Annotated in this window: 10 protein-coding genes and 1 tRNA gene; 6 read left to right on the top strand and 5 right to left on the bottom strand. The window is 61.9% G+C overall.

From position 1 onward, the window contains the following. Positions 1-11 precede the first annotated feature (11 nt). From HGI47_RS04175 to HGI47_RS04160, 4 genes are all read left to right on the top strand, one after another. The gene (locus HGI47_RS04175) at positions 12-1,787 is read left to right on the top strand and encodes a ShlB/FhaC/HecB family hemolysin secretion/activation protein (RefSeq protein ID WP_168851536.1); all 1,776 of its coding nucleotides are present in this window, start codon (positions 12-14) and stop codon (positions 1,785-1,787) included. Beyond that, positions 1,787-10,261 carry a hypothetical protein gene (locus tag HGI47_RS04170; protein ID WP_168851535.1) on the top strand — a complete coding sequence of 2,825 codons (8,475 nt, stop codon included), beginning with the start codon at positions 1,787-1,789 and terminating at the stop codon, positions 10,259-10,261. The genes HGI47_RS04175 and HGI47_RS04170 overlap by 1 nt, the downstream gene beginning before the upstream one ends. After that, a complete protein-coding gene (locus HGI47_RS04165; protein ID WP_370521624.1) occupies positions 10,258-13,359 on the top strand; it encodes a CHAT domain-containing protein in 3,102 nt (1,033 codons plus the stop codon). Before HGI47_RS04170 ends, HGI47_RS04165 begins: the two co-directional genes overlap by 4 nt. Before the next feature lie 195 nt (positions 13,360-13,554). Further along, a complete protein-coding gene (locus HGI47_RS04160; protein ID WP_168851534.1) occupies positions 13,555-13,809 on the top strand; it encodes a hypothetical protein in 255 nt (84 codons plus the stop codon). A 50-nt stretch (positions 13,810-13,859) separates the two neighbouring features. Here the strand turns inward: HGI47_RS04160 and HGI47_RS04155 are convergent. Then, positions 13,860-13,934: transfer RNA gene (locus HGI47_RS04155), tRNA-Asn, on the bottom strand. 80 nt (positions 13,935-14,014) lie between these two features. Then, entirely contained in the window at positions 14,015-14,794 is a 780-nt protein-coding gene (locus HGI47_RS04150; RefSeq protein WP_168851533.1) for an NAD kinase, read from the bottom strand. A 151-nt stretch (positions 14,795-14,945) separates the two neighbouring features. Here HGI47_RS04150 and HGI47_RS04145 point away from each other — a divergent pair, with 151 nt between their 5' ends. Further along, positions 14,946-16,220 (top strand): bifunctional diguanylate cyclase/phosphodiesterase, encoded by a 1,275-nt coding sequence (locus tag HGI47_RS04145; RefSeq protein WP_168851532.1) that lies wholly within the window; start codon positions 14,946-14,948, stop codon positions 16,218-16,220. On the opposite strand, the gene mfd is transcribed toward HGI47_RS04145, so the two are convergent. The 3 genes from mfd to HGI47_RS04130 form a co-directional block, all read right to left on the bottom strand. Continuing rightward, positions 16,217-19,711: a transcription-repair coupling factor gene (gene mfd, locus HGI47_RS04140; protein WP_168851531.1), complete on the bottom strand. Its 3,495-nt coding sequence runs from the start codon at positions 19,709-19,711 to the stop codon at positions 16,217-16,219. The genes HGI47_RS04145 and mfd overlap by 4 nt on opposite strands. Positions 19,712-19,743: 32 nt before the next feature. Continuing rightward, a complete protein-coding gene (locus tag HGI47_RS04135) occupies positions 19,744-20,040 on the bottom strand; it encodes a succinate dehydrogenase assembly factor 2 (protein ID WP_168851530.1) in 297 nt (98 codons plus the stop codon). Between the two features lie 105 nt (positions 20,041-20,145). Then, positions 20,146-20,532 carry a host attachment protein gene (locus tag HGI47_RS04130; RefSeq protein ID WP_168851529.1) on the bottom strand — a complete coding sequence of 129 codons (387 nt, stop codon included), beginning with the start codon at positions 20,530-20,532 and terminating at the stop codon, positions 20,146-20,148. A gap of 145 nt (positions 20,533-20,677) precedes the next feature. On the opposite strand from HGI47_RS04130, the gene recG reads away from it, so the two are divergent. Further along, a complete protein-coding gene (gene recG / locus HGI47_RS04125; RefSeq protein ID WP_168851799.1) occupies positions 20,678-22,735 on the top strand; it encodes an ATP-dependent DNA helicase RecG in 2,058 nt (685 codons plus the stop codon). Positions 22,736-22,750 lie beyond the last annotated feature (15 nt).

The raw sequence follows: 22,750 nt of genomic DNA, 5'->3' as shown, positions 1-22,750 counted from the left end.
TTTCGGGGAAAATGAAGCGCGCAGGCCATATTGCCTGTTCGAACATGCCTGCGCGCGGCCTTGTGGCCTGTGTTGTAGCCACTTTCCCTGCTGCTGTATTGGCTCAAGCCCTGCCGGGCGCAATCGCAGGGCAAGCGGCCAGTCCGCCAACCCGTGACGATATTCGCGGCGCAACCACGCAATCCGCCCCGGCACCATCGCGTCTGTCGATCAAGGGCGGGATCGAGCGTTCTGCCTGCCCGCTCGATGATCCGAAATATGCCGATATCAAGGTGAATATCACCGAGGTGGCCTTTGGCGGATTGAAGGAAATCGCGCCTGCCGAACTGGACGATACGTGGCAATCGCTGGTCGGAACGGCGCAGCCGATAGCCGCGCTGTGCGAGATCCGCGATGCGGCCGGAACGATACTCCGCAATAAGGGCTATCTGGCCGCGGTGCAGGTGCCCACGCAGAAGATCGAAGACGGCAAAGTCCGCATGGAAGTCATCTATGCGCGGATATCGGCTGTTCGGGCGCGGGGCGAAACCCGCGGTGCTGAAAGCAAGTTGCAGCAGTATCTTGGCGCGTTGACGGGCGAAGAAGTGTTCAACCAGCGCCGCGCCGAACGTTACCTGCTGCTGGCGCGCGATCTGCCCGGTTACAACGTGCAACTTACCCTGAAACCTGCAGGAACCGGGCCGGGCGACCTGATAGCCGAAGTGGCCGTGTTGCGCGAACCTTATGCCGTGGACCTGACGCTGCAGAACCTTGCGTCGGAAGCCACAGGGCGCTTTGGCGGGCAAGTGCGCGCACAGGCGTTTGGGCTGACGGGGCTTGGCGATGTAACCTCGCTGTCCTACTATGCCACGTCCGATTTCAGTGAGCAGCACATCCTGCAGGCTTCGCATGAGTTCCGCCCTGGATCGGAAGGGCTGATCATCGGCGGGCAGTTCACCTATGCATGGACGCGGCCCGATGTGGCAGGCCTTCCGGCAAACGTGTCGCTCGATGCTCGCACGCTCTACGCCAGCGTCTTTGCGCGCTATCCGCTGCAACGGTCGCTTTCTCGCAATGTGTGGTTGAGCGGCGGGCTGGATCTGGTGAACCAGAACGTTGACTTCATCGGGCCGCTGACGCGCGACCGTATCCGGGTGGGTTGGAGCAGGCTGGATCTCGACGCTGTCGATACAGCGCATGTGCAGCCCCGTTGGCGCGTGGCAAGCTCGCTGGAATTGCGGCAGGGGCTTTCGATCCTGAATGCAACGCAGAGTTGCGCCGGTGCCGCATGTGCAGCGCAAGTGCCGACAAGCCGGTTTGACGGTTCGGCCAAGGCCACGGTGGTACGTTGGCAGGGCGAGTTCGAGCAGGCGCTGGGCAGCAAGGTTTCGGTCCTGCTTGCGCCGCGCGGGCAATATGCCTTCAAGCCGCTGTTCAGTTTTGAGGAGTTCTCTGCGGGCAACTTCACCGTGGGCCGGGGATACGATCCGGGCGAACTGATCGGTGACAGTGCAGTCGGAGGCGCGCTGGAACTGCGCGGGCCGCGCTGGGCCATTGATGGTGACCGCACATGGCGGGTGCAGCCATTTGTCTATGGCGATGCAGCGTGGGTTTGGAACAAGGGCATTGCCGGGTCTGAACGGTTGACTTCGGTGGGCGGCGGTCTGCGGTCCGAAATCGGATCGCGGTTCCGGCTTGAGGCGACGCTGGCGGTTCCGCTGGAGCGTGTTGGCACGCAGGTGCGCCGGTCCGATCCGCGATTTCTTGTGACTTTGACCACGCGGCTGCTGCCGTGGAGGAGCTTCTGATGCGCACGATCCCTTCTGCAACCGTCAAGCAACTGGTTTCGGCATCGGGGCTTGCGTTGGCCACCGCCTTGGTGGCGATGGGGCCAAAGCTGATGGCGCAAGGCTTCAATGCCAGCGGTACTGTTGTGGCGGGCACTGCGACGATCAATACAACGCCAACCACGACGGCAATCACCGTGTTCACGCCAAGCGCCGTCATCAACTGGACGCCGAACGACACGGCACCGACCGGTGGGCCGATCAACTTTCAGGATTCGATCGCTACCACGACCTACCAAAACGACTTCAGCATTTCCAATTATGCGGTGCTGAACCGGATTATCCCAGTAAACTCGACGCGACCGATCCAGTTCAACGGTACAGTTATTTCCCAGTTGCAGGCGGTTTCCGCACCGCCGACGCCCGGTGGCACGCTATTTTTCTACAGCCCCGGCGGCATACTTGTCGGCGGTAGTAGCGTGTTCAATGTTGGCAGCCTGACGCTGACGACATCTGACCTTGCCTATGACGCGACGGGGGTGTTCGACACGTCGGGTTCCTATGTTTTCCAACCCGCTACGGTGGCCGGATCGCAGATCGTTGTTTCGGCAGGCGCGCAACTCAACGCATCGGTCGATGGGTCTTACATCGCTATGGTGGCGCCTTCGATCACCAACAATGGCACGATCAATGTGAACGGCTCTGCCGCGTTGGTAGCGGCCGACGCGGCGACGATCACTTTCTCGCCTTCCGGCCTCTTCGACGTTCAGGTGGATTCGGGCACCAGTGCCACAGGGACGGTGATCCAGAACAGCGGTTCGATAACCGGGGCTGCTGCTTCGCAGCCGAATTTTGTCCACCGGGTCTACATGGTGGCGGTGCCCAAGAACGATGCGATCACGATGGCGATTGGCGCGGGCAGTTCGCTGGGCTTCGACATTGCCGGGGCGGCAGACGCGATCGGCAACGCCATCATCCTCTCCGCTGGGCAAGATATTGTCGGCGGAGACCTGGTTACCACACCTTCCGCTGGCGGCGGCACCGGCGTTGCATCGATAACGGCTGAGGACAGCACGTTCTCGTCTGCCTTTACGGGGCGGGCGACGGGCGCGATCAATATGGTCGCGAATTCTGCGAGTGGCATCTTATTCGCCGGAAGCGCTGTCTTGCGGGCCAAGGCGCCAAATTCAAGCGTCACAGCCAATGCAGGCAGTGTGGTGAACTTCGCAGACACGCTGCGCTTTTCGGCCAGAGATGATGGTACGGCAACCGACCTGGACGCTCAAGCAGGTGGTGTGGCGCTACGCGCGCTTGATGGCGGGGCGATCAATGTTGCTGGCAATGCCACGCTGATTGCAGAGGCGTTCGGAGCTGCATCCACCGTTGCCGGCACCGTCAGCGGCAATGGGTTCGGCGGGACCGTTCTTGTCGAGGCGGTGAATGGCGGGACTATATCCTTCCAATCCGATGTCGATGTGTTCGCTGATGGGGTCGGTGGTGAGCCAACACTTTCCGGAATTGGTGGCGGTGTTGGCACGGGTGGCTCAGTCGTCATTCGCGCTTCGGGTACGACCGGATCAGCGATCGACGTTGGTGGTGATCTTACGATCATTTCGAGAGGCGAGGGCACTGACGGGACCGGCTGCACCAATTGCGTGTTCGAAGGGGGAAGCGCCTTTGGTGGGTCGATTTCGCTATTCGCTCTAGGCAGCGGAAACAGCTTGTCTTTGGCTGCCAATACCAGCCTCGATGCTGGTTCCGACGCAGGGGAAGCATTGACTGGCAGCGTTGGCGACGCTGCTGGTGGCACGATTACGGTGCGCGCGAACGATGGTGCGAACATTTCGTTTGTTGATTTCTCCGGACTCGTCTCGGCAGGGGGCGGCTGGAGTGATGGAATTGCGGCGGGCAATGCGACCGGCGGTACGATCGAAATTTCCACCAGCGGCACGGGGGCTGGCGGAATTTCCGTAGAGGGTGGTCTGACGGCGCGTGCAGAGGCTTTCGGTGGGCTCGGACAGTCGCTGTCTACAGCTGGCGGGGCGGCCACCGGCGGCGCCATTCTCGTAAGTTCCCGCGACGAAAAGGTCATCGGCGTTACGGGCGACGTCAACCTGTCTAGCAATGCGACCGGCGGTGACGGTTATGCCGGGTCGATGGCCGGCACGGGTGGCTCTGTCACCATAGAAACGGCAACGGCCGGATTTCTGGTGCTGGAAGGATCAGCAGCGCTTACGGCCCAAGGGTTCGGCGGCCTGGGCTTGGGGACGCAGGTAGGTGGCGTAGGCACCGGCGGGGTCACGACCATTCAGGCCAATGGCGGCTTGTTGACGGTGACGGGCGATGCTTTCCTCAACTCCAACGGCAACGGCGGCTCACAGCTGGAGAACGCGATGGCCGGGGCGGGGCAAGGGGGCACGGCAGAAGTCCGTATCGGATCGAGCGGCAACATCGAACTGCAGAGTTCGCTGGAGTTGCTCGCATTCGGCAACGGTGGTTCTGCAGGCAGCGGGCCCGACACGATTGGCGGTAACGGCACAGGTGGTATCGCCCGGCTTGATCTGGGGGGCGGTTCGCTGAGCGTTACCGGCGATCTGCGCCTTGATTCTGCCGGTGTAGGCGGAGGAGGCGCTGCGCAGGGTGGCGACGGTCTGGGTGGTCAGACATCAATCTTCCAGTTCGCCAACACTCTCGACGTCGAAGGCACCAGTTACATCGGCGCCGATGGCGGTGGCGGGAGCGCCTTCTTCGGTTCCACCGGAGGCAGCGGTGCTGGTGGCACCATCACGATCAACGCCAATCAGAGCACAACCAATCTTTCCACGGCCGACAACGCCACGCTGGAGGCAACCGGCTTTGGCGCCGATGGGCGCAACTCTGGCACGGGCACCGGCGGCACGATCAATATCACTGCAACAGCGGGTACGATCAGCGCGGGCAACGAACTGCAAGTGTTCGCCGAAGGGCAGGGTGGCGATGGTGGCCTGAATGGGGGCGATGGTGCGCTGGGAACGGGTGGCACGATAAGGCTGTTCGCCCTTGGCGATGTCCACGGAGCCAGCAGTATTACTGCGCCGACTTTGAACATAAGTGCAACGGGACGCGGTGGTAACGGAACGAGCGAGGCAAGCGCGGCTGCTATTCAGGCGGGCGATGGCGGCGCGGGCCTTGGCGGCGCGGTGTCGCTGGTGACTGCGCCCGACGGCGGCACCATCCAAACGCTGCAGTTGACGGTTCAGGCTGCCGGTGCAGGAGGCCTCGGCGGAGACGGTGGTGGGTCGACTGATCCGGGAGAGAACGGCGGATCCGGCGGCAATGCAACCGGCGGGAACATCAGCTTCCGTTCGGTTCTTGGGACAGGCAGCGCCGCTGGAGGCTTTTTGCTTGGCGATGCTATCGTAAATGCTGGCGCGACTGGTGGGTTGGGTGGCACGGGTGCATCGAGCACCAATCCTGGGCTGTCGGGAAGTGGCGGCAACGCGCAGGGCGGCCTCATCGACATGCAGTTCGATGCCGGCGGCAGCCTGCTTCAAGTCGATGGCCTGCTGTCGGTGCAGGCTGATGGCGTCGGTGCGAACACCGGGAATTGTTTCAACGCCTGTACCGCGACAGCGGGGTCAGGCACAGGTGGCACGATCATCTTCGGATCGAACGGCATGACGTCGGGCAATCAAATCAACCTGTCGACGCTGCAACTTTCCGCGTTCGGGCGCGGCGGCAACAGTGACTCTGCTAACGGCGGACTGGGGCAGGGTGGTTCGGTGTTCCTCCGGCTCAACTCCGGCCTTGCTTTGACAGCGGATACGGTGGCGCTTGACGCTTATGCTGAAGGGGGTGATGCCATCTCGTCGCAGACAGGAGGTTTGATCGGTGGTTTTGCCTTTGGAGGCAATGCACAGTTCACCGCATCGGGTACCAGCAGCGCAGTGATTGGCAGCGGCTTGTCAATCTCCACTTCAGCAGACGGCGGCCGCAGTTCCAATTCTGGCACAGGTGGCAATGGCACTGGCGGCACGTCGCGTCTCTACAGCGACGGCGGCGTAATTGAAATCACCGGAAACGTGCTGTTGGATGCAGCCGGAAATGGCGGCAATGGAATCTCCGACGATCCATCCGGGGGCGGCGGCGCTGGGCGTGGTGGTAACGCTCTGCTCACAGTCGGCACGCCAACCCTTCTGGGCAACAACGGGCGTATCGTGGTGGTGGGCCAGGTCGTCGCCTTCTCGGATGCGAACGGCGGGTCCGGGTTCAATCCCGGCAGCGGAACAGGCGGGTTGACGGCCATCGTCGCGCGGCAAGGAACTCTCGAACTCGATCAAGTTTTCGTCTCCTCCAACGCTGCAGGTGGCAACGGCCTGAATGGCGGGATAGGTGGCATCGGCAAGGCCGGAACGATCGAGATATTCGCTCACAGCGCGGTCGAGGGAGGTTCGTTGCTCCTAGCCAACAACCTTACGGCCCAAGCTTCCGCGACAGGCGGCGAGGGTGGCAATGTGTTCGATCCCGACGCGCTGGGTGCCGTCGGCGGCGTTGCAGAAGGCGGCAACATTTCCATCTTCGGAAGCGCTGGAAACGGTAATATCGACATTGAGACGATTGACGTATCAGCCGACGCCATCGGTGGGACCGGTGGCAGCGCTGTGTTCGATCTGGGCGGTGTTGGTGGTCTTGGGACGGGCGGCGCCGTTCAGCTCGGCGTTTCGAGCGGTTTGGACACGGGAACTACGAACACCGGCTCTGCCCGGTTTGGCACGGTTACGGCAAGCGCTTCGGGCTTTGGTGGAACAGGCGGCAGCGCAGAGTTTGTTGGCGGTGACGGCGGCACCGGCATCGGCGGTGGCGTTTCCCTTATTGTGCGCGGTGGCCCGGTGACGATTGACAATCCCTCCACGTTCGACGCGAACGCCGGCGGTGGAAACGGGGGAAGTGCGACCGCGGCCGCAGGCAACGGCGGCAATGCCGTGATCAGCAATCAGCCCGGTGCCACCATCATCACCGGTGTCAAACTGGTCGTGACCAATCGCTTCAACCAGCCAACCCAGCGCGGCAATCTGACGGCGAATGGATTGTCTTTCACCGCCGCGGCAACGGCGGGTACTGGCACCGTCAGCGGCACCACATCAATGGCGCAGAGCGCGCTGCGGATTGAGGTGACCAACAGCAGTTACACCGGCACCGACCTGTCAATGGTCGCGATTGCCGACAATGTGGGCACAAACATCCAGCCCGACACGCTGAGTATGTCCGATGGTTCTTTGATCGACCTGAGCGGAAGTCTTGGCATCTCGACGCCCGGAACCTTCCTGCTCCGCCTCGATGCGTCCGACGCCGTGGCAGACAGCGTTGCGATTTCCGCAGCGAACTGGACGCTTGGCGAAACGACCCCGGCAACGCTGGGTAATCTCATCGGCACCACATCGCTTGCTCTCAATTCAGGGCTGGATTTGGTCGGTCATGCCAATCTGCAGTCCGATGGCGCTATCACCCTGAGCGCCTTGGGCGACATCCAGTTTGGCGACGTGCTGAGCCTTGGCAGCATTGGGGCGACAGCGGACGGATCCATAACGTTAGCCAATCTGTCATCGCAAGGGAGTGTTGATCTTTTCGGCCTGAGTGGCATCCAAACCGGCTTGATCTCTTCGATTGGCTCAGTTTCCCTCGCATCGGCGGGAACAGTGATTACCGATGAAGTCGTTGCCGGAAGCGGCACGGCGAGCGCCAGCGGTAGCAGCATCGCGATCGATGCTGGGGTGAACATCAGTACGGGCAATCTGATATCAAACGCCGATGTAACGCTTCTGGCGGGCGGCGATATCGGAACCGGGTTGATTTCTGCCTACGACGCACTGGCGCTTGGCCACGGCAGCGTGGCGCTCGGCGGTGTGGAACTGGTCAACCGACTGCTTGTTGCCGATATTGCCACGGGTACTGGCAGCGGACGCCCGACCAAGGAGCAGATATTCGCAGCCACGCCCATCGCCACTGCCGGCGGAGTCAGTATTTTTGCTCCTTCCACTGCGGTATCGCTGCTGGTTGTGGCGGGGACGACGGTGGATTTGAGCGATTTCACGGCGCCCGGGCAGATTTCGGTTTTGAGCGGCGGCAACGCGACGTTTGGCAACCTTTCTAGCAGTGCTGCGGCCATTGATCTTGTCTCTACCGGGGGGGGGCTGACTGCCGGAAACATCAGTGCTGCACTCGGCCTATCCGCCAGAAGCGGCGGCGCAATGCAGCTTGGCACCGTTGCTGGCAGCCTAGTGACGCTGGCTTCGGGCTTGGGGCTGACAACAGGAAACACCACGGCAGCTAGCGGCGGCATCAAACTGTCAGCAAATGGCGATATGCAGACAGGCAGCCTGACATCTGCAGGTGACGTATTTGCCACCACGCCCGGCAACATAGCCACCGGCGCAGTGGGGGCAGTTGACGCGCTGCTGCTTGGTGGCGGCAATGTTGCGGTCGACAACTTGATCGTGAGCAACCGGGCGCTGATTGCCAATGCTTCGATGGCGCAGCCGAGCGGGCAGGGCGGCGGGCAAGGCGGCCCAGCGCAGCCCGGGACCCCGCCGACCAAGGAGCAGATCCTTGCTGCAACGCCGATTGCAACGGGCGGCTCGGTTGCGTTGGCTAACGCTTCCAACGTCGGGTCGCTGCGCATCGCTGCGGGCACCGCGGTAAACACTGCAAATGTCATCGCCTCTAGCAATATTGGCGTGACGAGCGGCGGTAACGGCACTTTCGGGACGCTGCTGAGCAGCGACGGCAATGTCGAACTGCTTTCCCGCGCAGGTAGCCTTACCGGTTCGACCGTGAACGCCCGGTTCGACGTGCTGGCCAGCGGTGCAACGGGTTTGAATCTGGATCGCGCGGTGGGCCGTGACCTTGCGCTGCTTTCCGGCGGTGACGTTTCCATTGGTGAAGCACGCGCCGGGGCCATAATCAATTCGGCAACTGGACAGGTGACGGGGGCTACCGGTCAGCTGCTAATCGCTAACACATCCATGTTGGCGGCAACCGCAATGCCTGGCGCGATCAACTACGCCACCCTGCTTGCCAAAAGCCCGGTCGCAAGCGGCGGTGCGGTATTAAATACGCGCAATGCGATTGCAGGCCGCATTTCGATCACGTCAACCGGTGCCGTCAACAGCGCTGAACTTGCTGGGTATGAAAGCATCGGCGTGACATCAGATGGACGGGTCACCGTCGCCGAACGGTGGACATCGCCTTTGATACGCATTCTTGGCACCGATATTTCGATTGTCGACAATGGCGTGGGCGGCAGGGCGATTGGCCAGCAGTTGCTTTCCGGCATTCGCACCACCCAGGATGGCACAGTCGATATCATCTCCACATCGGGTTCGCCGGCGCTGATCGGTGATGGGCTGACGGGCAGTGGCTTTGCTCTGAGCAACAACGAGATCGGGTTGATCTCTACCAACCGGTTGACCATTGCCGCCGTCGATATCACCGGCAACCCCATAGACATGCTGATCGGCAAGGTCGATCTGACTGCGGGCGGCAACATTGGCGTCAACACTTTGGCAGGATCGACCGGGCGGTTGATCTTCGCCACCGGCAACGCCGCTTCACAAGCATTGGGCGGAACTATCCGCGTGACCGGCGCGATCAACGGAACCGGCTTTGGATCGGGCAATGTTCTGGAATTCAGCACGGGCCGGTTCGAACTGGACGCAGCCACCGGATCAATCAGTCTAGCTTCGACGGGCACAACGCTGGGCGGAATTGCCGAATTCAACGCCGTGAACATCCATGTGGCATCGGCCACGATTCTTGACAAGCTGGCGGCCAACCCGTTTTACACAGGGCGCATTGCCGATCTTAATGCACCAGCGACGGTACAGCGGCCCGAAGGCGTGTTGCGTGCTTTGGGACTTGATTTCCATCCCACGGGCACGCTTTACATCCAGAACACGGGGACGGCGCTTAATCCTGCCGGTTTCTTTGCCGATATCGATTTTGCCGATGTGACCGCGCCAACCGGCGCGCAGCCGGGGTCAATCTCGGTTGTGGTCAACGGGGCTTTCCAGACGCCAACCGGCATCGTCAGTGGCATTGATGCGCATGATCTTGCTGTAGACGGGGCAGACGATCTTTCGATCTTCTCTGCCGACAGCCAGATCAACGGTTGTCTGTTCTCCGCCGAACAATGCGCCAGCCCACTTAGCGAGGGGCCTGACGTTATCGGTGCAATTGCGGGGCAGTTCGAAATCGTCACGCAAGACCCGTTGGGCAGCACGCCGGGCTTTGCCGAAGAGCCGAGCGATGAGGAAGGTGATCCCGAAGACGAAGCAGAGGTTCAGATTCAGCCTTCGGAAAGCGGACCTGCAAGCCCGATTGTTCCGCCAACCCCAATCATCAATGACAGTCCGCTTGATACTACCAGCCAGATTGATGAACCGGTCACCGGCAGTGGCAACCCCGCGCTTATCGGGACCAATGCCACCACAACCGTTCAGGCAGGAGACGCCCAGTGAGCGCGCCTTTCGCATCGTTCCGTCGCCAGTTGTTCGGCACCGCAGGCGCAGGGCTGGGCTTGGCGCTCCTCGCTTTGCCAGCGATGGCGGCTGAGGGATCGCAGCAACCGCTTTCGATCCGCAACTCGTTCCGTGTGGGCACTTCTGGCGTGACTTGCACCGCACAGAATGCCCCGCTCGACGCGCGATTGGGCGGCATGTTCGATCGCGGTTATCGGCTTAGCTGTCGTGATGCCGCAGGATCTGTCGGCACACTGATCGCAGTACGGCGCGATGTGTCTGTGGCGGCAGAGCCGACCGGGCTTGGCGGTGTGACGCTGGCCTGCGGCGCGCCCGGTTCTGTAGAGATCGACCGCATCGGTCGGGTTGAAGCGACAAACTGCCGCGATCAGGGTGCGAATGTAGGATACAAACGCTACCTCGTCCGGCGCGATGGGGTGACCTACCTTGTCGAAGGTCTTGCGGGCTATGATCCTGCGCTGAAGCTGGCGCTGGCCAGTGTGGTCAACGATGCGACGGTGCCGGGCGAGATCCGCGTAGCCACCACCGAAGTCAGCGATCCAGCGGCCTTCGCGCGCGTGCAAGCCGGCCAGCTTGACCGGCTCGGCGCGCGGGACGAAGGCTATCTTCGCAACAACAGCGGCCGCTTTGCGGAGTCGTCGGAGTTCTTCGAAGCGCTGGTCAGCCGTGATCGCGTGAGCGGCGGGATGGGCTTGAGCGAAGCCTTGGCAAATCAGGGTTTGCAGCAATCGAACCTTGGCAATTTCGGATCATCTGGCCAACTCTTCACACAGGCAAGCGCGGCGACCGCGCGCGGAGATGGCCTTGCCGAACGTCTTTTGCGCAACTATCGCGCCATCGATCAGTTGAACCAGCGCAAGCCTGCAGAAGCATTGCAGGAACTGGCGAAGCCGGTCAGTACGGTGGGGGCAACCTTTGATCGAGAAAGCCTCTCCACCGGCCTGATATCTCGACCGTTGGCCGAACAGATCAACCGGGAAAGTTCGGGGCTGAAGCGGCTTGGTGCGGTCGATCCGGGACTGACCGATCAGGAGCGCGCAGAAATCCTTGATGCGCAAGCAATCGCTTTGGGCGGAACTGCGGCGCGAATGCAGGGACGGATGGACGATGCGCAGACAAGCCTGCAAGCAGCAGCTAACACCCTGTCTCTTGTGCGCGAAGGGCGTGTAGCCTCAACGGCGTGGTTGCGGTCCGAAATCGACATGGAACTTGCGCTCGTTGCAGAAGCGCAAAACCGGCGCGGCGCGGCGAGCGATGCTTATGATCGGGCGCTGGCCTTGCTGCAGGATGCTTTCCCGCAATCCCCGGCGGTTCTTGCAGCCCAAGCACGTAAGGCGGCTTGGCTCAGCCGTTCGGGCGATGAAGCTGGTGCAACTGCTCTGTTCGGCAAAGTCGTGGCGGAAAGCCTCTCGATTCCTGATGCCGGTGCCACCTTGCGCGATTTGCTGGGACCGTACTTCAGCTTGCTGGCAAAGCAGGATGGCAAGGACGGCCCGGACGCGATTTTCACCGCTTCGCAGGTTCTCCAACGCCCTGGTGTAGCGCAGACGCAGGCGGTGTTCGCGCGCCAGATGTCTGAAGGCAATGATGACGCTGCGGCTCTCTTCCGCCTGTCGGTGGCGCGCAGCCGCGATATCGCTCGCAACGAAGCGACCGTCGCGCAGTTGAGCGCGATTGCAGCACCCGACGCGCAGCAACAGGCGGCGCTCAAGGTTGCGCAGAGTGACCTTACATACCTCCAGCGCGAACAGACCGAACTGACCAGCAAGCTGGCTGCCTATCCGCGCTATAATGTGCTTTCGCCCAAGAACGTCACGCTTGCCGAGCTTCAGGCGGCGCTCCGGCCCGGTGAAGGCTATTTCAAACTGATGGTTGTGGGCGAGCGTACCTATGGCCTGTTCGTCACGCCTGATAATGCGCGCGCTGTGGCGATTGCTGCCAGCCCTGCTGCTCTGTCACAAGAGGTGCAGGAACTGCGCGATACCATCGTCAAGGTCGAAAATGGACGGCAGGTAAACTATCCGTTCGATGTTGGACGGTCACACAGCCTTTACAAGACCTTGTTCGGCTCTGTTGGCGATCTGCTCGCAACGACGCGACACTTCATTTTCGAGCCGGATGGCGCGATGTTGCAATTGCCGCCGACGGTTCTGATTACCGACGAAAAGGGGATCGCTGCATACAACAAACGCATGGAAAGCCCCGACGGCGATCCGTTCGACTTTACCGGCATGGCGTGGCTTGGCCGCGGGCGTGAAGTCTCCATCGCCGTCAGCCCGCGCGCTTTCCTTGATATCCGCAAGCTGGCCGCATCATCGGCACCGCGCAATTATCTGGGACTGGGGCACAATGCCAAGCCTGCCGCGCGTCCGGTGGCGGCTGTTGCTGATGAGTGCGACTGGCCACTCGCCACCTGGATGAACCCCATTTCGGCGGACGAACTGCTCTATGCGCAGCAGAAACTGAACCGGGGCGGCAGCACGGTGCGGACAGACGCTGCGTTCAACGATACGGCCCTGCTGGGTGAACAGGATCTGGACCAGTATCGCGTCCTCCACTTTGCGACGCACGGTCTTGTCACCGCCCCCCGCGCCGGTTGCCCCGCGCGGCCTGCGCTGGTGACCAGCTTTGGCAACGCAGGATCGGACGGGCTTCTGAGCTTCAAGGAAATCTTCGACCTGAAGCTGAATGCGGATCTTGTGATCCTTTCGGCCTGCGATACGGCGGGCGTCGCGTCTGTCGCCGCGAGCCGTGAAGCGGGCGTCACCAGCGGCGGCAACTATGCGCTGGATGGGCTTGTGCGCGCGTTCGTGGGCGCAGGTGCGCGTTCTGTCATCGCAAGTCACTGGCCCGTGCCCGATGATTTCGATGCGACCAAGCGCCTGATCGGCGGCGTTATCGAATCAAAGCCCGGCCAGCCCCTTGCCGATGGCCTTGAAGGCGCGCAGGAAAAGCTGATGGACGATCCCAACACGTCCCATCCGTTCTACTGGGCAGCGTTCGTGATCGTGGGAGACGGCGCCAAGCCACTGATGGCGGCCAGCGCCGGGCAAGGAGCAGCACCTGCCGCAAGATAAGCGGCACGGGTAACCGGATATTCCGGGCACCTACGCAAGAATACACAGTCCGTCAGCCCCAGCGCTGGCGGACTGAATTGTCTGGTTAATATGCCGTCCTTCCTTGTGCGCAGAACGCGCAGTTGGAGACTGGCGATGTGGCTTGATTGCAACGACCCCCGAATTGCAGAACCCCGCATCCAGCAGGCTCCGTTTGTGGCAGGCTATCGCCGCGGCGTTCTCAAAGCCAAGGTTAACGTGCAAACGCTCTCGCGGTTTGCCGCCTCGATTGAATGCCTTGAGCGTCCCCGTGCCGGATCACTTGTATGGATCACCCTTCCAGGCCTAGAATCGCGTTCAGCGACAGTGGAAGCGATCGAAGGAATTGTTGCGCACTTGCGCTTCACAGAACCCTTCCATCCGGCGGTCATTGATGCCGTTGTTTACGGACGCATGAACAGCTTGCACTGAATGGGATCAGTACGCCGCAGCTTGCGGCTCTTCCAGATTGTGGAGAAAAATGGCTCCCTGAGTAGGATTCGAACCTACGACCAAGTGATTAACAGTCACCTACTCTACCGCTGAGCTATCAGGGAGCAGCCTCGGTTGCCCGGGGCAGGAGCGCGCTAATAACAGGCCAATTCTGTTTGGCAAGCACCTGTTTTCAAATTTTTCGTCAGACCATGAACTGTTCTGCGAAGATGCGGTCTTCAAGGCTCTGTCCACGGTCGAACAGCAGCGTCAGGCGATGCTCTGGCCAAGCCTTTACGCGCACTTCGCGCACGTCGCGCACTTCCTTTTGGTCAGCCACGACCAGCACCGGCCGCTTGACCGATTCCAGCGCCTTGAACACGATCTCGTAGCTTTCCGGCAGAATCGCACCGCGCCAACGCCGCGGGCGGAACGGGCTGATTGGGGTCAGTGCCAGCATATTCGACGATAATGGCAGGATCGGCCCGTTTGCGGAAAGGTTATAGGCGGTCGATCCGGCAGGTGTTGCCACCAACACGCCATCGCACGCCAATTCGGGCATCCGAACCTTGCCGTTGACGCTGACTTCCAGCTTTGCCGTTTGTCGCGTTTCGCGCAGGATCGACACTTCGTTGATCGCGCAGACGGAATGTTCCTCACCCGTGTTGGTAGTCGCGGTCATCCGCAGCGGTGAGATTGCGATGGCCGTGGCCTTTGCCAGCCTTTCCTCAATACTGCGGCCCGAACGATACTTGTTCATCAAAAAGCCGACCGTGCCGAGATTTAGCCCAAACGCGGGGATCACGTGATCAATGTCGAGCATGGTATGAAGCGTCTGCAGCATGAAGCCATCGCCGCCGATGACGACCGCGGCGTTGGCCTGCTCAAGCGGCACCCAGTCGCGCTGCTGGTGCAGCGCGGTACAGGCTTCCTGCGCCCGCTCCGTTGGCGATGCCAACAGGGCAAGACGGGTGTATTCCGGCATCGACTTTCGCCCTCCCGACAACTCTATCCGGGAGATATGGGCTGCACGGCCCGCGCGCAATGCACAAAAGCGGCAGTATCGCTGCATTTCAACCAGTTCGCAGAAGTGGCCGGAACGGTTTGGCAAGACTTGCCGACTATGCCGTCGTCGCATGAATGATGTTCCTGCCACCTTTGCGCGCGATCCGCTGACCGGCTTGTGCGGTTCTGCCGAAGCGCTTGCATGGCTGAAAGGCACGCACGAATCCGACTATCTGCAAGCCATGCTCCTGGGGCTGCATCGGTTTCGTTCCGTCAACATTGCCTATGGCCATGCGGGGGGCGATCTTGCGCTGGCTGAGATCGCGCGCCGCATTCGCGATTTTGCCGCGCAGGAACTTGGGCACACCGCAATGGTGGCGCGTGTTGGCGGGGGCGAATTTCTGGTTGCGTGCAGCGGTGCCATGACGCGCGAACGCTGGCAGTGGCTGGCCGAAGCACTGGGACGGACCGTGGGCAGGGCCTTGCCCGTGCACGGGGACGTGCTGCACCTTCTGCCGCGTATCGCGCTGCTGCGGCGCGCGCCAGGTGAAAGCGGCGGCCGAATGCTCGACCGGCTTGATCAGGCGCTGGGCGCCCTTGAACAACAGCCCGGACGCCGTGTGATGTGGGCCGATGGCACACACCGATCGCGCGGACGCAGCGCGGCACGGCTCGAAGCGGATCTGATCGGCGCGATGGCGCGGGATGAAATCGGACTGGTCTTCCAGCCGCAATATTCTGTTGCCAGTGGCGCTCTGGCCGGGGCCGAGGTTCTGGCGCGGTGGGACCATCCAAAGCTTGGCCGGATCGGGGCGGAAACGCTGTTCGCGATTGCCGAAAGGGGTGATCACATCGGCCAGCTATCGAGCCACATCGTGCACCGGGCGCTGGCGTGCGAAGTGCCGTGGAAAGGGCGACTTCCGCTGTCGATCAATATCACGGCGGAGGATCTGGCCTCGGACGATTTCGCGGCAAGCTTTGCTGCCATGCTCGCGCAGACCGCATTCCCGCCATCCATGCTCACGCTGGAAGTGACCGAGCAAAGTCTGATCGCAGACTTCGCCCGTTCTGCCAATGCCCTGCGTGCAATTGCCGGAATGGGCGTGCAGATCGCGTTGGATGACTTCGGCACCGGCTATGCCAATTTCCGCACGCTCAAGGCACTACCCATCGATACGCTGAAACTGGATGCCTCGCTCGTCAGCGATGTTGATGGCGACCCGCGTGACCGGGCGATACTCAAGGCAATAGTCGCAATGGCGCGGGCGTTGGGCCAGAAGATCGTGGTCGAAGGGATCGAGCGGGAGAGCCAACTGGCCATTTTGCGCGATGAAGGCTGCGATGTGTTTCAGGGCTTCCTGCGCTCAGGCCCGGTTTCCGCCGACGGGATCGGCGCGCTTCTTTAAGCTGCCTTCTTTGCCCTCCGGACGATGGCGGCAAGTCCCTTGGTCATCTGGACCAGACCGTTGAGCCGCCCCTCCGCCGTGCCCCATGCGCGCGTGATCACCAGCTTGTTGTCCGGGCGCAGCTTGGCCACGCCATTGAGCCGCTCGACATAGCCGATAAGGCCCAAAGGATCGGGGAAGGTGTCCTTGTGGAAGCTGACAAGTGCGCCCTTCGGCCCAACGTCGATCTTGGCGATATTGGCCGCAATGGCCTGCCGTTTCACCTCGATCAGGCGCAGCAGGTTTTGCGTTGGTGCGGGCAGGGCGCCGAACCGGTCGATCATCTCGGCGGCCAGCGCTTCGACCGCCTCTGGCCCTTCGGCATCGTTCATGCGGCGATAGAGCGCCATTCGCACGGCCAGATCGGGCACGTAGTCTTCGGGAATCATGATCGGTGCATCAAGCGTGATCTGCGGGCTGAGCGCTTCCCGCTCACGCGCAAGGCCGATGTCGCCTGCCTTGGCGGCAAGGATCGCATCTTCCAGCATCGACTGGTAAAGTTCGAAGCCGACTTCCTTGATGTGGCCCGATTGCTCGTCGCCCAGCAAGTTGCCCGCGCCGCGAATGTCCAGATCGTGGCTGGCAAGCTGGAAGCCCGCGCCAAGACTGTCGAGATCGCCCAGCACCTTGAGCCGCTTCTCCGCGACTTCGGAAAGCGCCATATCCTCTGGCACCGTCAGGTAGGCATAAGCCCGCAGCTTTCCGCGCCCCACGCGCCCGCGCAGCTGATAAAGCTGGGCAAGACCAAACCGGTCGGCGCGGTGAATGACGATGGTGTTGGCCGAAGGAATATCGATGCCGCTTTCGACAATAGTGGTTGAAAGCAGGACTTCGTACTTCTTCTCGTAAAACGCGCCCATACGGTCTTCGACTTCGGTCGGACTCATCTGGCCATGCGCGGTAACGAAGCGGACTTCGGGCACGTTGAGCCGCAGCCATTCCTCAAGGTCTGGCATGTCGGCAATGCGCGGCACCACGATAAAGCTTTGCCCACCGCGCTGGTGTTCGCGCAGCAAAGCCTCGCGCATCACCATATCGTCCCACGGCATCACATATGTGCGCACGGCAAGCCGGTCTACCGGCGGGGTCTGAATCGTCGACAGTTCGCGCAGGCCCGACATGGCCATTTGCAAGGTGCGCGGAATCGGCGTGGCAGTGAGCGTGAGGACGTGGACGTCCGCTTTCAGCTCTTTCAGCTTTTCCTTGTGCGTCACGCCAAAGCGCTGTTCCTCGTCAACGATGACGAGGCCGAGGCGTTTGAATTCGACCGATTTCGACAGCAGCGCGTGCGTGCCGATGACGATATCGACCGTGCCATTGGCAAGGCCGATCTTGGTTTCGCCCGCTTCCTTGGCCGGTACGAGGCGCGACAGGCGGCCGATTTCCAGCGGGAAGCCTTTGAAGCGTTCGACAAAGTTTGCGTAGTGCTGGCGAGCGAGGAGCGTGGTTGGCGCGATGACGGCAACCTGCACGCCCTGCATGGCGGCCACGAACGCAGCGCGCAATGCCACCTCGGTCTTGCCGAAGCCAACGTCGCCGCAAACAAGGCGGTCCATCGGCTTGCCCTCGGCCATATCGCCCAGCACATCGCCAATCGCGCGTTCCTGGTCCTCGGTTTCGTCCCACGGGAACCGATCAACGAATGGGCCATAGCTGGCGGGATCGACCGGCAGCACGGTGCCCTGCCGCAGTGCGCGCTGGGCTGCCGTGGCCATGAGATGCCCGGCCATTTCCAGAATGCGTTCGCGCATCCGCGCCTTGCGGCGCTGCCATGCTTCGCCGCCCAGCTTGTCGAGCGCAACGCCCTCGGCGTCGGAGCCGTAGCGGGAAAGAACGTCGAGGTTTTCGACCGGGATGTAGAGCTTGTCGCCGCCCGAATATTCAAGCTGCACGCAATCGTGCGGGCTATCGCCCACTGCGATGGCTTCAAGCCCGATGTAGCGCCCAATGCCGTGGTCCATGTGAACCACCAGATCGCCGGGCGTTAGCGCCGACAGTTCGGCAAGGAATGCGTCGGCGTCCTTGCGCTTCTTCTTGCGGCGGACAAGGCGGTCGCCAAGGATGTCCTGCTCGGTCAGCAGTTCCAGATCGTCGTTGGCAAAACCCTGTTCCAGCGGCAGGACCACCGCCACAGGCTTTCCGCTGGCGGCAGCACCCAAGGCTTCTTGCCAGGTCTCGGCCATATGCGGCTTAAACTTGCCCGCTTCGGCCAGCAGCGAGGCAAGGCGCGAGCGCGAGCCAGCGGTATAGGCCGCGATGATCGGCTTCTTCCCACGCGTGCCCAAGGCGGCGATATACTTTGACGCCGCTTCATAGATATTCGTGCCCCCGCTTGCTGCCGCAGCGCGTTCCGGCGTGAAATCATGGCTCGACGAAAAGCCGAAATCGACGACCTGCTGCGATTCCGGCTCGGCGAAGATCGTGGTGCGATGGACTGGCCAGCCCGCCAGCGCTCGGCCGAGCTCGTCTTGCGCCAGATAGAGTGCGTTTTCCGCCAGAGGGCGATAGCTGCCAGGCGCCTTGGATGACGAATCGAGGCGCGACTGGTGATAGTCCGCGATATCGGCGGCGCGCTGCTCGGCGGCCTTGATCGCGGTGCCATCGATCAGAACCAGATCGTGTTCGCCCAGATGGTCGAACAGGGTGACCAGCCTGTCTTCAAAGAGCGGCAGCCAGTGTTCCATGCCTGCAAGTCGGCGGCCATCACTGATCGCCTGGTAGAGCGGATCGCCGGTCGCGTTCGCTCCGAACAGCTCGCGGTAGCGGCTGCGGAAGCGTTTAATGCTGTCTTCGTCGAGAAGAGCCTCGCTTGCCGGAAGCAGCAGGTGGGTTTCCACCGACTGCACGGAACGCTGCGTGTTCGGATCGAACAGACGCAGCGTTTCCAGTTCGTCGCCAAAGAAGTCGAGCCTAAGGCCGTGGTCCAGTCCTGACGGGAAGATGTCGAACACCGACCCGCGCACCGCGTATTCGCCGGCATCGACCACGGTATCGGTGCGCGAATAACCCTGCCTCTGCAGCAGCGCGATCAGGCTTTCGCGCCCGATCTCCGCTCCCGGCGTTAGCAGCCGCGTGGATTCGCGGATGCGGAACGGCGTCAGCACCCGCTGCATTACCGCGTTGATGGTGGTGACCAGCAATCGCGGACCGCTGCGCTTCAACTGCAGTTTCTGAAGTGCCGCTAAACGCCTTGAACTGACACTTAGCGCGGGCGAAGCGCGGTCAAACGGCAGGCAATCCCAGGCCGGGAAGTCGATAACTTCAAGGTCTGGCGCAAAGAAGGCCGCGCTGTCCGCAATAGCGCGCATCGCTGCTTCATCGGGCGCGATGAACACCGCGCGCCCCTTTGCTGCCCGCGCAAGGTCGGCCAGCACCAGTGGCTGCGCTCCGCGTGCGATGGAGGAAAGCGTTACCGGCGTCTTGGCCGTAAGGATGCGATTCAGGTCGGACATGATGGGCTTGCTAACGCGCGCGAATGGCAGATTTAGCGGGGAATTTCGACGTAATCGAGCTTGCGCATCGCGTCCATCATTGGCCCCGTGTATTCGTTTGGCACCGATAGCGTGCCAAGCGCCCAGCCCATGATATCGACGTCTTCTTCCTCGATCAGCGTTTCAAACCATGCAACCTGATCCGCCGTCCACGCCGCGTGGAAGCGATCAAAATAGCAGCCGATCATGTAATCAGCCTCGCGCGTGCCGCGATGCCATGCGCGGAAGTGCAGGCGCTTGAGGCGTTCAGGCGTGATTTCGGTTGCGGCAGATGCGGAGCGGTCGGTCATGCTTTGCCGTTAGGCCGATCATCCCGGCGAAACAAGGCCGCGCAAAAGGGCATTCCGGCACTCGTCCTTCCCCCGCGCCGGAATACCCTTCACAGCGATGGCGGACTATTTACTCCGCAACGCGGCGATGATTTCCGTTGGCTTGCGGCCAATCATGTCCTTGGCCAGTTCGTGACGCAGTACGTGCTGCACGGCCTTGCCGAGTTGATGACGCAGTTCGCCCAGCGCTCTTGGTGGAGCGATCACGATCAGGTCCGCGATCCTGTAGCCCAGAACCTGCCGATTGATCCAGTCGGCCACCGCTGCGCAATGCGCTGCTTCATCCTGATTGTGGGGCGATGCATGGCTGCCCCCGGCGCTGTGGTTGTGCTCGACAAGGGCCGGGGTTTCCATTTCGGTGAGTTCCGGTGCAGCCTCGGTGCCTGCGTTGCGCAGCAATTGCCAGGTGTTGCCGTCGATTACGGCGATGATGGCACCATGTGGGATCAGCATTGCTAGAACTCCTCGTTTTCCTGCTTCTTCCACCTGACCCAAGCACCGCTGGCGCCCGCCAACCATGCGTTGAATCAAAAAACAGCAGTGAATTTTGCTCGCAACGGGATTGGCGCGGACGCCGCGTCCAGCCTATGCCAGCGCGATGCGTCCCGATGTGCTCAATCCCCTGTTTGCGGAAGCCGCCAGTCTGAAAGGCGTGGGGCCGGGGCTGGCGCGCCCGCTGGAAAAGCTGGGACTGGGGCGGGTGAGGGACATCGCCTATCACCTGCCCGACCGCTGGGTTCTGCGCCGAGCGGTGGCGAATCTTGATGAAGCCAGCGTGGGCGAACAGATCGTCGTGCCGCTGGCCCCGCGCGAGTATCGCCAGCCTGCGGGGCGAGGGCCGTTCCGAGTCATGGCTGAAGATGCGGTGGGCAACTATGTTGCGCTCACCTATTTCGGGCGCGCGTCCTACACCGCGAAAAAGCAATTGCCGCTGGGCGAGAAGCGCTGGATCGCCGGGCGGCTCGACCAGTATGGCCAGACCTGGCAGATCGTCCATCCCGATCATGTGAGCGATGACAGCGCCGGGATGCTCGGCCAGTTGAACGAGCCGGTCTATGCCCTGTCCGAAGGGCTGACGCAGGGCCGCATTCAGGCTTTGATGCAACAATCGCTGTCGAATTTGCCCAAGCTGCCCGAATGGATCGAACCGGGCCTGCTGGCGCGCGAAGGCTGGCCGCATTGGCATGAAGCCCTGCCTGAAGCGCACAAGGGCGAAAACAAGCTTGCCCGTGATCGCCTTGCCTATGACGAACTGCTGGCGAACAGCCTTGCGCTGATGCTGGTGCGCGAAAGCAATCGTGCCAAGAAAGGCACGCCGCTGCATGGCGACGGCCGGTTGCGCGCGAAGCTGAAGCTGCCGTTCGAGCTGACAGGTGCGCAAAAGCGCGCCATTGCCGAGATCGAAAGCGATGTGGCGCAGGGCGCGCCCATGCTTCGGCTGCTGCAAGGCGATGTGGGTTCGGGGAAGACAGCGGTCGCGCTAAACGCCATGCTGATTGCGGTTGAGGCAGGAGGACAGGCGGCCCTGCTTGCTCCAACCGAAATCCTCGCCCGCCAGCACGCCGAAACGCTGACCCGGATGGCTGCTGGCACAGGCGTGACCATCGCTTTGCTAACCGGGCGCGACAAGGGCAAGGCGCGCGAATCGATCCTGATGGGGCTGCTTGATGGCTCCATCGACATTTGCGTGGGCACGCACGCTATTTTTCAGGAAGCTGTGGCATATCGCAATCTGGCGCTTGCCGTGATTGACGAGCAGCACCGCTTTGGCGTGGGTCAGCGGCTTTTGCTGACGCAGAAGGCAAAGCGCACGCCGCATTGCTTGGCCATGACCGCCACGCCGATCCCGCGAACGCTGACTTTGGCCCAATATGGCGAGATGGACGTATCCCGGCTCGATGAGATGCCGCCGGGACGGCAAGCCATCGATACGCGCGTGGTTGCGCAAGACCGGCTTGCCGATGTGATCGAAGGTATCGGTCGGCACATTGCCAAGGGCGCGCAGGCCTATTGGGTTTGCCCAATGGTGCGCGAACAGGAAACCGACGATATCGCCGCCGCCGAGGCGCGCTATGCCGCGTTGAAAGATCGGTTTGGCGATACCGTGGTCATGGTCCACGGACAGTTGCGGCCAGAGGTGAAGGACGCCGCGATGGAATGCTTCGCCAGAGGCGAGGCCAAGCTGCTGGTGGCAACGACCGTTATCGAAGTGGGCGTTGATGTGCCCAATGCCACGCTGATGGTGATCGAGCAGGCCGAACGCTTTGGGCTGGCCCAGTTGCACCAGTTACGCGGGCGTGTGGGGCGCGGCAGTCAGCAATCGACCTGCCTTTTGCTGCGCGGCGATGCGCTTTCAGAAACCGGACGCGAGCGTCTTGCCCTGATGCGTGAAACGCAGGACGGGTTCAGGTTGGCGGAAGAGGATTTGCGCCTGCGCGGCGGGGGAGAACTACTCGGAACCCGGCAATCCGGCGATACGCCGTTCAAAGTGGCAGACTTTGGACAGATCGCCCGCTTGTTGCCCTTGGCGCATGATGATGCGCGGCTGCTGATGGAGCGTGACGGCGGCCTTTCATCGCCACGTGGAGAGGCGGCGCGGATATTGCTCTATCTGTTCGAGCGCGATTGGGGCGTTCAACTGCTGCGAGGAGGTTGAACGCCCCTTCGCACC

It is taken from the genome of Novosphingobium sp. ERN07, assembly GCF_012641335.1.
Lineage (GTDB): Bacteria > Pseudomonadota > Alphaproteobacteria > Sphingomonadales > Sphingomonadaceae > Novosphingobium.
Note: the sequence above shows the minus strand (reverse complement) of the source record. Positions and strands in the feature narration are given on the sequence as shown.